Origin of the sequence: Staphylococcus sp. GDY8P85P (genome assembly GCF_017892405.1) — a bacterium.
In the GTDB taxonomy this organism is placed as follows: Bacteria; Bacillota; Bacilli; order Staphylococcales; family Staphylococcaceae; genus Staphylococcus; species Staphylococcus borealis.
In genome coordinates this window covers 75,399-86,134 of the sequence record NZ_JAESLA010000013.1, presented here as the reverse complement: position 1 = coordinate 86,134, position 10,736 = coordinate 75,399, and the positions used below count along the sequence as shown (strand labels likewise).

General features: G+C 29.9%; 17 protein-coding genes. 15 read left to right on the top strand and 2 right to left on the bottom strand.

What is annotated here, in order from left to right:
- Window positions 1-87: 87 nt before the first annotated feature.
- Both KA828_RS03065 and KA828_RS03060 read right to left on the bottom strand, forming a co-directional pair.
- Window positions 88-531 (bottom strand): hypothetical protein, encoded by a 444-nt coding sequence (locus KA828_RS03065; protein WP_245336024.1) that lies wholly within the window; start codon window positions 529-531, stop codon window positions 88-90.
- Window positions 532-702: 171 nt separating this feature from the next.
- A complete protein-coding gene (locus KA828_RS03060; protein ID WP_210125386.1) occupies window positions 703-1,512 on the bottom strand; it encodes a helix-turn-helix domain-containing protein in 810 nt (269 codons plus the stop codon).
- Window positions 1,513-1,666: 154 nt separating this feature from the next.
- Here KA828_RS03060 and KA828_RS03055 point away from each other — a divergent pair, with 154 nt between their 5' ends.
- From KA828_RS03055 to KA828_RS02985, 15 genes are all read left to right on the top strand, one after another.
- A complete protein-coding gene (locus tag KA828_RS03055; RefSeq protein ID WP_037558995.1) occupies window positions 1,667-1,894 on the top strand; it encodes a hypothetical protein in 228 nt (75 codons plus the stop codon).
- A gap of 17 nt (window positions 1,895-1,911) precedes the next feature.
- Window positions 1,912-2,184: a helix-turn-helix domain-containing protein gene (locus KA828_RS03050; protein ID WP_210125385.1), complete on the top strand. Its 273-nt coding sequence runs from the start codon at window positions 1,912-1,914 to the stop codon at window positions 2,182-2,184.
- Between the two features lie 21 nt (window positions 2,185-2,205).
- Complete coding sequence (locus tag KA828_RS03045; RefSeq protein WP_210125384.1) at window positions 2,206-2,364, top strand: hypothetical protein; 159 nt, start codon at window positions 2,206-2,208, stop codon at window positions 2,362-2,364.
- Complete coding sequence (locus KA828_RS03040) at window positions 2,354-2,773, top strand: pathogenicity island protein (RefSeq protein WP_210125383.1); 420 nt, start codon at window positions 2,354-2,356, stop codon at window positions 2,771-2,773. Before KA828_RS03045 ends, KA828_RS03040 begins: the two co-directional genes overlap by 11 nt.
- Entirely contained in the window at window positions 2,773-3,078 is a 306-nt protein-coding gene (gene tscT / locus KA828_RS03035; RefSeq protein WP_210125382.1) for a type II toxin-antitoxin system toxin TscT, read from the top strand. Before KA828_RS03040 ends, tscT begins: the two co-directional genes overlap by 1 nt.
- A 93-nt stretch (window positions 3,079-3,171) precedes the next feature.
- On the top strand, window positions 3,172-4,041 hold the full coding sequence (locus KA828_RS03030) for a primase alpha helix C-terminal domain-containing protein (protein WP_210125381.1): 870 nt from the start codon (window positions 3,172-3,174) through the stop codon (window positions 4,039-4,041).
- Window positions 4,042-4,054: 13 nt separating this feature from the next.
- Window positions 4,055-5,764 carry a DUF927 domain-containing protein gene (locus KA828_RS03025; protein WP_210125380.1) on the top strand — a complete coding sequence of 570 codons (1,710 nt, stop codon included), beginning with the start codon at window positions 4,055-4,057 and terminating at the stop codon, window positions 5,762-5,764.
- 311 nt (window positions 5,765-6,075) lie between these two features.
- Window positions 6,076-6,597: a hypothetical protein gene (locus KA828_RS03020; protein ID WP_210125379.1), complete on the top strand. Its 522-nt coding sequence runs from the start codon at window positions 6,076-6,078 to the stop codon at window positions 6,595-6,597.
- Between the two features lies 1 nt (window position 6,598).
- The gene (locus tag KA828_RS03015) at window positions 6,599-7,243 is read left to right on the top strand and encodes a pathogenicity island protein (RefSeq protein WP_210125378.1); all 645 of its coding nucleotides are present in this window, start codon (window positions 6,599-6,601) and stop codon (window positions 7,241-7,243) included.
- Window positions 7,244-7,740: 497 nt separating this feature from the next.
- Window positions 7,741-8,079 (top strand): pathogenicity island protein, encoded by a 339-nt coding sequence (locus KA828_RS03010; protein WP_438873418.1) that lies wholly within the window; start codon window positions 7,741-7,743, stop codon window positions 8,077-8,079.
- Window positions 8,080-8,103: 24 nt separating this feature from the next.
- Window positions 8,104-8,811, top strand: a complete 708-nt coding sequence (locus KA828_RS03005) for a hypothetical protein (RefSeq protein WP_210125376.1) — start codon at window positions 8,104-8,106, stop codon at window positions 8,809-8,811.
- A 62-nt stretch (window positions 8,812-8,873) separates the two neighbouring features.
- Window positions 8,874-9,332, top strand: coding sequence for a pathogenicity island protein (locus tag KA828_RS03000; RefSeq protein WP_210125375.1), 459 nt, complete (start codon window positions 8,874-8,876; stop codon window positions 9,330-9,332).
- Window positions 9,333-9,337: 5 nt separating this feature from the next.
- Window positions 9,338-9,691, top strand: coding sequence for a MarR family transcriptional regulator (locus tag KA828_RS02995; protein WP_210125374.1), 354 nt, complete (start codon window positions 9,338-9,340; stop codon window positions 9,689-9,691).
- On the top strand, window positions 9,684-10,166 hold the full coding sequence (locus KA828_RS02990) for a terminase small subunit (RefSeq protein WP_174842031.1): 483 nt from the start codon (window positions 9,684-9,686) through the stop codon (window positions 10,164-10,166). The genes KA828_RS02995 and KA828_RS02990 overlap by 8 nt, the downstream gene beginning before the upstream one ends.
- Complete coding sequence (locus KA828_RS02985) at window positions 10,156-10,518, top strand: hypothetical protein (RefSeq protein ID WP_053028673.1); 363 nt, start codon at window positions 10,156-10,158, stop codon at window positions 10,516-10,518. Before KA828_RS02990 ends, KA828_RS02985 begins: the two co-directional genes overlap by 11 nt.
- The last annotated feature ends 218 nt before the right edge of the window (window positions 10,519-10,736 follow it).

The window sequence follows — 10,736 nt, the reverse complement described above, 5'->3', positions numbered from 1 at the left end:
TATGGACCTACATGATGAATGGATTTATTGTTCAAGAAAATACATCATTTTTGATAAGTAGATATGGTAAAAAAATTGTATAGCATTTTACTCAGGAGTCTGGACTTGACTTTCTGAAACTAAGACTTTATTATGTTTTTGAACATTTTCATTCAAATTTACTTTGTTTTTATTTGATATATTAGTTTTACTATTTGTTATTGGCTTTGGCTGTTTCACTTTTTTACTATTATTGATTTCAGTATCACGTGGGGCATTATTCTTCTTAATATGACTATTTGATTGAACGTTGTTTGATCGAGTTGTTTCAGAATTAGATATATTTTTGTGGTTATTATCGGATTTATTACTTTTATAATCTAAGTTCTTATGTTTAAACAATTTAATTATACTAAATACAATAAGTGATATAAAAATTATAAACATAAAAATATCTGGAAATGTCAATCCATCTTGAGAAACTTTACTAATCCCGCCAATAATCATAAAGAAAGAGGATATTAATATAAAATAATAAAGTACTTTTTTCATTTATTTTTAACTCCCAAATTTATTACCTTTTATATTCACTTTTCTATGGTGTATTAGACATTGTTCGATAGAATCACCACCTTGATAAATTCATTTAAAGTTTATTGTATTTCTCATGCTACAGTTAATCATTTCAAATAAATTAAGGATAGTTTAATAGTTATTTTTCATTTATAATTCATCAGTCAGCGTTTCAATGTAGTCATTTTCTAGAAATTTGATTAATGCATTGCCAATTCTACTATTTTCATATCCTTGAACTTCTAATTTTTCAATTAAAGCAATTGCTTTTTCTATCAATTCTTTTTTGTCACCAATACTATTAAAGTAAGCATATAACAAATTGTAAATTTCGAATAAAGGATCATGTCTATTAATTAATTCATTATCAAACTTGTATTTTTTAGAAATATAATCGACTATAAAACGATAATCTTTTATATAATCCTCATTATTAATAGGAATATTATTTAAATATTTACTAACTAGCAAAATATTATCATTAAATTTGAGGGTGGCTATATCTTTATCATTAAAACTATTTACAGTTTTCTTACCTTCGTCTATAAAAAATAATACTTCGTATTCTAATGTATTCTGACATAGTTCCAAAATCTTTTTATAATTATTTGTATCGAAAATATCAGCATATTGAAAATTATTTACATTATAGATCATATCTATAATATTTTGTCTAACTAAACCATCTAAGTTATTGAAATATTGTTCTACGTTTTTTAAATTAAGGTTATCATTTAAAAATATTAGTAAATCACCATAAATAAGCTGATCTACACTTATATTTGCTAATTTTGCAATTTCTTTTAATCTTTTATTATTTGGCTTAGATAAACCTTTTTCCCATTTAGAAACTAATGATTTATGCGCTATAGGATCAAAACGCTTACCAAATTCCTCTAAGGTTTCATTGTTTTCCTTTCGAATAATTTGGATATTTTTAGATAAAGGGGTACTTTTCAAAATTGTGCAACCTCCTAAGTTTAAACCTATAACAATAATATCATTGCATTAAATAAATAAAAAGAATTAGTTTCAAAAAGTTTCAAAATAGGTATTGCAAATTCAAAGCTGTGGTTATATAATTGTAGCATAAAGTAGCAAAGGAGGGTTTGGAATGAGTAAAGTGGAGAGTTACAGAAAGTTTATCGGATACACTCAAAAACAAATGTCAACTTTATTAAATATTTCTACTCAGGCATATAGGAATAAAGAAAAAGGTATTACACCTTTTAAAGATACTGAGAAAATAGTGATAAAAAATAAACTCGTAGAAAATGGTTTTAATGATATTACTATTGATGAAATTTTTTTTGATAATAAAGTTGCAAAAAGTAGCATTTGATTAAAAGGAGTGATTGTATGCCACATACTAAATTGCAAGATTTACCGAACAAACAGAATACAGCATTAGAAGAAAAACAAATTGTATTCCCAGTTAAATACGCAAAGCCAAAATTATTAAGCGAATTATTTAATTGTAGCTATTCGACAATTCGCAGATTACTTATTTCATATGATGAAGATAATTTAGGTGTTGAGAATATGTATCTTGATATTAGTAGCACACTCACACTTGTGAATGTAGAAAAGTTTGAAGAATTTTTAAAACGTAAACACAAAAAATATTTATAAAAAGATTGAAGGTGATATAACATGGCCAAATTTTTATTCAGACTAATGTTAATTTCTGTAATTTCATTCATAGGTGGTTGGTTATTAGGTGTACATGTTGCGTTTGCTATTTATCTACTAGGTAGCACAATCGCATTATTAAATTATGAAAACTTGGAGGTTCAACCAGATGAACAATAAACAAAAATTAAACACAACAAATAATTTCAGAGAGGAAAATGAAAAGATGAAAAATTTAACTAATCAAGATTTTAAAACTATCAAAGGAAAATTGAACTATGAACATATAGTGAATGGTAAAAAACATACTAGTAAAATGATTAAATTATTACAAAAACGTCATGCTAAAAATGTATCAGTGATTAAAAGTGAATATCCATATTTAAGTGATAACGAAATTTTAGAAATTCTTGCAGATTATCGAGAATACGAAGATTTACTATCAGCAACAGAAATTTTTATAGACTTCCCTAACATTTACGAAGGTTCTAATATTAGCAAATTCCTAACTTTAGATGATGTTGCAGAATTAAAAATAGCTATTGAAGAAATGACGATTTTTGTTGAAAGTTTGGAGGACGCAGAATAATGAATTGGGAAATTAGAGATTTATTTAGTGATTTAGAAATAGTTAAAGAGAAAATTGAAGATCTAAAAACTACACATTTTTGGTTTGACGAAGAATATTTCAAAAATGCAAGTGGTCATCCTTTAACAAAAGAACAAGTTTTGGAACATGGTTTAAAGTACAGAGAACACGCTATTCATAACACGCAACATTTAGATTTATTAGGTCTATACCTTAATGAATTTGACGATATTCTTAAAAAGTTTCATGAAATAGAAAAATGCGCATCTGATGTAAGTTTGACGACAGAATCAGATAACGCATAAATTAAAATATTTATTAAATACAAGAGCAATAAGAAAATACTCCATTTGTATTATAACATCTTTGCTCTTGTTTTAATACATGGAGGTATAAAATTGAGCATAATTCAATTAGAAAACGATACTCAAGTGAGTGTGGTTTGGTATGGAAATGAAAAATCAACTTCATTCAAAAACTTCTCTCAACCTAAGTGGAGTGAATTAATTAGTCGTTTATCAATTCCACAAAATAATGGCAATAAGTACGCTAGAGGGACAGTAGTATATGGTGATGTTGCTGATGGTGTAGATGATAAAGGTAATGAATATCGAAAATATAGAAATAATGACAATGTACTTTATAGAGATGTACTTGTACTTGATTATGATGACGAAGAAGATTTAAACATGCTACACAAGTCAATTAAAAGCGAATTAGAGGGCTTTGCATGGTTTTGGCATACAACATTCAGACACACAAATAACAGTCCTAGAATACGCTTGTATGTGCCACTGAGTGAGCGTATAAGTGCAAATGAATATCGTGCATATGTGAGAACATTAGCACAAAAAATTGCGTGCAAAATTGATGAGGGCAGTTATCAACCATCTAGGGCTATGGCGTTACCGGTCAGAAAAAGTAATGAAAGTCCTTTTGAATTTCAATATAATGACGCTGCAATTTTAGATAAATCAACACTAAAAAATTGGGCTAAATTATTTGATATTTCTAGCGAAGAAAATTCTAATCGAAACTTTAAAAGACGTGACGCAAGTCATTGGGAAGAAAAAGCATTTGGCGTTAGTGAAGGCGGGCGTAATTCTTCACTAGCAAGTATTTTAGGTCACTTATTTCAACATAGAGTAAATGAACACATTATTTATTCTTTCGCTCAGATGTGGGGACAATCATGCACACCACCAATGAATGAACGTGAGATAAATGCTACTTTCTATTCAATTATGAAAAAACACTATAACAACTAGAGAGGGGTTTTCTATGAACTTTACTAATGATGAAATTATGAATGAAATTAAAGAGAATATGAATAAAAAGACATATACTCCCAATCTTATTCCAGATGGTTACAAAGTGAAACCTAATAGTTATGGTGCAGCACTTTATCAAATTATCCCAAGTAGAAAAGATGGTGAACCAGATAAAGAAAGATTTATCACTACTACTATTCCAGAAATCAATACTAGGTATGAAAATATTGAAAATGGTGAAGTGAGTTATAACATGCACTTTTTTGATAATAGAATACCGGTAAATTTAAATGTTACTGCCGAAGAAATCACAGATAATAGACAACTCCTTAAACTAGCAAATAGAAAACTAGATGTAACTTCAAACACTTCATCAAAATTAGTTGATTATATCAATCAATCTAAGCGATATAGTCCACCTATCAATATAAAGGTAGCAACTCGATTAGGGCATGTAAAAGATTACTTTATTTATCCTTATAAAGATGAAATGGAACATAAAAATATCAAGTTTTTTAATAATGATAAAGGTTTTCAAAAACTAGTCAATTCATTTAAATCTAAAGGGACAATCGAAGATTACTCAAAAAAAGTATTTATAAAAATTAAAGATTTACCTATGGTTATGGTGATGTTATATGCCTCATTAGGTTCGGTATTGCTTTATGAATTTGATATTATGCCATTTATTGTTGAACTTGCTGGAAGTACTTCAACAGGTAAAACATTCACTTTAAATCTAGTAGCTAGCGTGTGGGGGACTACCGACCTTACAACTACATGGAGTTCTACTAGAAACAGCATTGAGGCTATGGCTGCATTTTTGAACTCTTTTCCAATGTTTAAAGATGATACACGTAATATATCACCTAATTTTATAGCTAATGCAGTCTACAATTATTCTAGTGGTGAAAGTAAAAGCCGAAGTAATAAGAATTTAACTATTGATGAAAAGAAAGAATGGAAAAATATCATGCTTTCTACTGGTGAAGCCTCAATTACGAATATGGCAGAAGATAAAGCAGGTGTATCAGCTCGTGTTGTTACTTTAGAAGAACAACCTTACCCAGATAATTTTGATTTTATCTCATTAGATCATGAATTTAGAGAAAATTACGGAACGCTAGGAATTGAATTTATTAAACAATATCAATCAAAAAAATATGAATATAAAGAAAGTTTTGAAAGCTATTTAAGATATTTTAATGAAAAAGGTATCAATGAAGTAATGCAACGTATAGGGAAGTGCTTTGCCTTATTACAGCTTACTGGTGAAATTCTTAATGATATAGATGGCTTTGAACATGACTACTATAAGATTATTAATCAAGCATATGAAAATATGTTGAAGAATAATAAAACGATAGATAAACCTAAACAAATGCTTGAGGATATGCTGCAATATTTAGACGCTCACCGAAATAATATAACTGGAGATGGATATAGTCACGTTAAAAATGGGGAGATTAAAGCAGTATATAAACGTGGTTACCTATGTATTTTAGGCGATACAGTGAAAGATATATTAGACCATGAAATGCATACTATAACAAAACAATGGGATAAAAAAGGTTATTTAGTTAAAAATGAAAAAGACCGTCTACAAATGAAAATTAGTCATTCAAATATTAAACATAGAGGTTTTGCTATAAAAAATGAAATAGTTAAAGAACTAGGGTTCGACTTTTCAAGTTCAAACTATCCTTATTCAGATTATTAATAAGTTCCCAATAGTTCCCGTTGAGTACCCATTCAAAAGATATAAGCGGGAACTCAATAAATACTATATTATCGGGCTTTAAGTCTAATAGTTCCCGAAGTTCCCACTTATATATAAATAGTATATATGATTAAAAAAATAACTAGAGTAATTAATTATAAAATACAGAACAATAAAAATAATTAACGGGGACAACGGGAACTAAGTTTATTAAAACTATATACATCAAGGGTTTGAACAGTTCCCAATAAAAAATAGATATGGGAACTTAACGGGGAATAGTTCCCAACAATTTAATATGGAGGTCAAGTATGCCAACAATTACAGAAATAGGACACCAACAATTTAAGATGTTTATAAATAATAATAAATTTCAGCAGCATGTGAAGATGGAACAAGAAAACATAGCTAAAGGTTTGATTATAAGCCTTTTAACAAATCCTACTGAAACACACCAAACTTTTATTCAGGAAGTAATTCAACTAACCAAGAAATACTATCTCTATTGTGATGGTGGGGATATATTATTGATTACTAAAGATTTCAAAGCACTCATAAAATTTAATATTAGAAAGCCGAACCCGTTATTTAAACAACATTTTAATACTAGTTGGATCATTGAAATAGATAATTTGAATTCACTTAAAAAAGGACATGGCAAAATGCTGCTAAAAGATGTATTAGCAATTTCTACAAAGCTCAATCTTGAGTCTTGCTTATGGACTGAAAGCGATAATAATACAAAATATTTTGAAAGTCATAATTTTAAAAGTATCGGTAAAGTTGGAAAAGATAATGAAAATCTAATGATTAGAAGAAAGGAACGTGTATAGTATGAACGTTGAAATTATAGCAAATGAATTTGAAACTAGAGCAGCAACATTATTAAGATATTTTACTGGACTACATGAAAGTAGTCATAAATTACCTATTGCATTTAAGATATACAATGATCCATTTAATACTGTGTATCTAATAAGTAAAGGTAAAATGTATGCTCATGTATTGATAAAAGATTGTGAAGTGAGAAAAACTTTTGAGATTGCCTCAGAAAAGCATACTGAGAAGCTCATAGAAAGTATTGAGGGGCATTATGCAGGTTATGAAATACCAGATGGCACACATGACACTATAAGCGATATGATGGCTAGTTTCATGTTTGATAATGATTATTTCATGTATGGACTGGAAACTTTTGCAGAAAGTAATAACAGTGACATATTTGACTATATGAGTAGAGATTTCAATATAGATGAACTTGAAGGCGTTCAATCTAGTAATGCAGATGTTATAGGTAATATGGAGACGTTGTATCAGTTAGCTACTGGGATTAATGAACCAGCACCAGAATTAGTTGAGGGCTTGAAAGTCATTACTGAGTTTATTCAGAATGAGAAGGCGAATGAAGATGATAGTAAGGCATTGATTAAGCGACTGAATGAATTGAAACAGTCTTATTACAATGGAGTGAAAGCGTAAATTTATAGGTCATGCACTTAGTAGGTGCATGGCTTTTATAATGCTAAATAATGCTAATTTTTTAGGGGGATAAAATTGATTTTAATATATCTGAAATAATTATCATGGTCCAAATTTGGACTTTGCAAAAATACAAAGGTTATACAAAGGTAACTAAGAAAAAATGATAAGGTTAGATGAAAAAATAAACTAAAAAAAGCTAAGTGTCCAAAATTTCACAAAGGGCAAAAATACACTCTATAATAGAACGTTTGTTCTTATTAAGGGAGTTTGTGAAAGTGTATGAAAATCTTTATTAATATTGTTATATCAGTGTTTAAATTGAATGATAAGAAATAATTAAAATCAACAAAATAGAGAACATAAGTTTGTATTTTGAGTGCAAATTTAGTATAATAAAGGTAGTAAGAATTCTCGTTTCAAAGTAAAAAAACTACTCCTTTTTACATTTTTATTACGTGTAACGTCCATCGCGAGAAAAAATGGAGGTTATAACCGTGAAAGTAATTGAAAAAGAAATAACAAAAGTACCAACAGAATATTTAAGGATTTATGATACTATTCAAAACTCAAAAGATAAGTATATAACTAAGTCCAAGATACTTAACTTAATGGGGTATGAATCCAACTCAACTAATGAAAGATGGTTAAGAAATGCTATTAGTAAGCTGATTGATGATTATGGTTACCCTATTGGGTGCAGCTATAAAAAGCACGAACGTGGTCACTATATCATCACCACTGAGAAAGAAAAGCAGCAAGCAATGCAAAATCTTAAGAAGTTAGCAGACGGTAGTATGAGACGCTATGAGGCTTTAAAACGTATCGAATTATAAAATTAAAACGAAAGAGGTTTATATATGTACAATACAAACGCAACCAAAACGGGAAGTGCCTACGACGTACTTTTTAATGATCGAAAATATAAAGATTTATTGGATAAAGTAGATGAGTTTTTAGAAGAAACATTCATTATGTATCAACGTGGTTATAGATTAGATGCGATTGATGAGAAACAAAAACCAAAAGTGACACAGATTGAAAATGAATTTAAGCAATTTGCTAGTGATAAGATTAAGAATATTGAAAATCGTTTAGAAGAAATTGAAAAGGAATCGACAACTGAAAATATTTCGAACCCACAAGCTGAATTAATTAATAGACAAAATTTAAAAGCTCGGCTTTCTTTTTACGATAACTCAGAAATCATTGATTATGTCAGAAATGCTGATCCTAAAGAGATAGGTGTATATGAATTAAGTTTATTACAAAATATTTATGAGAATCGTTTTTCTGAAAATGAGCAAGGGCAAATTTCAGGTACTTTCATACAATTAAAGCGATTGGTTTTACACCCGTATGAAAATAATGAAGAATATAACGATTTAGCATATCAATATAATATTTTAAGACAAATCGGTATGGATAACAGGGGTTCAGTCATTAACAAAGATAAAGATGGTTACGTTGTTATCAAACCACTGGCAGACAGATATAACGAGCAATTAAAATATGCTAAAGCTAAAAAAGATGGCGCAAGAGAGCAAGCCTACGCTTATAGACAATAAAACATTACTCATATGCCTATCCTTTATTGGGTAGGCTCATTCTATATAATGGGGGTATCATTGTGGACGGAAATATTAGTGCGCCGTATCAACAAACAAAAATCTCAGAATATGAGTTGTTGACCAAATATAATCCAAAGTATATCAATTCTAAAATAAAATCGGCCCAGTCACATATAAGCGAAATGTACCACTTAAGCACTTCGATAACGACATGTGACGATATTATGGGAGTGATTTCTGTCTCATATCCAGTTGATAAACTTGTGATATGGATTTGTGAAAAGAAAGCTGATTTGAAACGATTTAAAAATGATTCATCGGTACGCCTATCCTTATTAAAGCAGGTGCTAAATACCTATACAAAAGAAGAACAACAACAGGTGGTTAGATACATACAATCAAATGGGCGTATTAAGGCGTATGAGCTCATAGAACGATTACAGGTAGATTTATACAATGTTTATCTTAACAAGCCTATAACAAAGGCTAGTGAGCCACAACAAGCTATGGTGGTGTAGTTTCTATGGCTCAACCAGATAAGGAAACACTTAAAACATTCATATTAAACTATCATAATTACGTGAATGATGTTGAGCCAGAGGTTTCTGCTGATGATTTCTTTATGTTGAATGATGATCCAGAAACATATCCTACACAAACTACACATACTGACGACCATATTTATATGAACGAGTTAGAAATATTAGTAGAGCGTGTTTGTACACATAGAGAATTGATTTTGTTTTTACTTTTGCGTAGTGGTAGATCCACCAAAGATATAGCACATATATTTGAATTATCTGTGACCAGAATCAATCAAATTACTAATCAATTAATAGATAAAATTATAGAAAATAAGGAGTGGTTAAATGGATAAATTAACGCCCAAACAAGAGCGATTTGCGAATGAGTATATTAAGACGCTCAACGTTACGCAAAGCGCTATAAAGGCAGGATATAGCCCTAATAGTGCACATGTAACGGGGAGTAGATTGCTGCGCAAAGAGAAGGTGGACGAATATATTAAAAGTAAGAAAGATGAGATTATGGACGATACCATTTTGTCTGCCAAAGAAATATTGTATCTACTTACGAAATCAGCTATTGGTGATGAGACAGAGACTAAAGAGGTTGTGGTTAAAAAAGGCACATTCGAACGTAATCCAGACACTGGACGTATGAATCTTGTATATAATGAGCATGTGGAAAAGGTAGACGTACCTATTAAGCCTAGTGATCGTTTAAAAGCACGTGACTTATTAGGTCGTTATCACAGTATATTTACAGATAAAGTAGATGTGAATATGGTTACTCCTATTTTTGTAGATGATATAGGTACCGATGAAACTTGAAAGATACGATATTAAGAAGCTAGAGAGTTATATACAAGATATAGAACATTATCGTAAAGAGATGAGAATTCTAAAGTTTGAAATACTACAAAGAACTACAAGTGAAGCTGCTAATGACGGAATGAAACGAAAATATGAAAAGTTATGCAACATTGTAGAGGGTGTAGACCAACTCATAGAGGAAGCAGATAAGGAAACAAAAGAGATTATACGTTTAAGATATTGGGATTGTCCTATTGGGTGCTATTTATGGCAAGATATAGCCGATTATTACGGTATGAGTAAAACGTCAATTTTACGCAGACGTGACGCTATTATTAGACGTTTAGCAGTGCTTATAGGATATGTGTAGAACTGATAAAACTAGAACCTTAAAATAGGGGAGTGGTTTAACCAGTCTAAATATGGGCCGGTTAAATGTGTACATAAATGTACCTATGTTATTGTGATATAGAAATGAATAGCAATATATTTAATATGCTCAAAAGTGAGCTTATTAATACAGCCGAGATATTGGCCGTATTTTCGACAATGTCCGTTCTCTAACCTCTGAAAAGCCAAAAACGAAGC

Bases quoted from the DNA above. Each gene is read 5' to 3' on its own strand.
- KA828_RS03025 (WP_210125380.1), top strand. From the start codon at position 4,055: ATGAACTTTACTAATGATGAAATTATGAATGAAATTAAAGAGAATATG.
- KA828_RS02985 (WP_053028673.1), top strand. From the start codon at position 10,156: ATGAAACTTGAAAGATACGATATTAAGAAGCTAGAGAGTTATATACAA.
- KA828_RS03045 (WP_210125384.1), top strand. From the start codon at position 2,206: ATGGCCAAATTTTTATTCAGACTAATGTTAATTTCTGTAATTTCATTC.
- KA828_RS03055 (WP_037558995.1), top strand. From the start codon at position 1,667: ATGAGTAAAGTGGAGAGTTACAGAAAGTTTATCGGATACACTCAAAAA.
- tscT (WP_210125382.1), top strand. From the start codon at position 2,773: ATGAATTGGGAAATTAGAGATTTATTTAGTGATTTAGAAATAGTTAAA.
- KA828_RS03005 (WP_210125376.1), top strand. From the start codon at position 8,104: ATGTACAATACAAACGCAACCAAAACGGGAAGTGCCTACGACGTACTT.
- KA828_RS02990 (WP_174842031.1), top strand. From the start codon at position 9,684: ATGGATAAATTAACGCCCAAACAAGAGCGATTTGCGAATGAGTATATT.
- KA828_RS03065 (WP_245336024.1), bottom strand. From the start codon at position 531: ATGAAAAAAGTACTTTATTATTTTATATTAATATCCTCTTTCTTTATG.
- KA828_RS03050 (WP_210125385.1), top strand. From the start codon at position 1,912: ATGCCACATACTAAATTGCAAGATTTACCGAACAAACAGAATACAGCA.
- KA828_RS03040 (WP_210125383.1), top strand. From the start codon at position 2,354: ATGAACAATAAACAAAAATTAAACACAACAAATAATTTCAGAGAGGAA.
- KA828_RS02995 (WP_210125374.1), top strand. From the start codon at position 9,338: ATGGCTCAACCAGATAAGGAAACACTTAAAACATTCATATTAAACTAT.
- KA828_RS03020 (WP_210125379.1), top strand. From the start codon at position 6,076: ATGCCAACAATTACAGAAATAGGACACCAACAATTTAAGATGTTTATA.
- KA828_RS03015 (WP_210125378.1), top strand. From the start codon at position 6,599: ATGAACGTTGAAATTATAGCAAATGAATTTGAAACTAGAGCAGCAACA.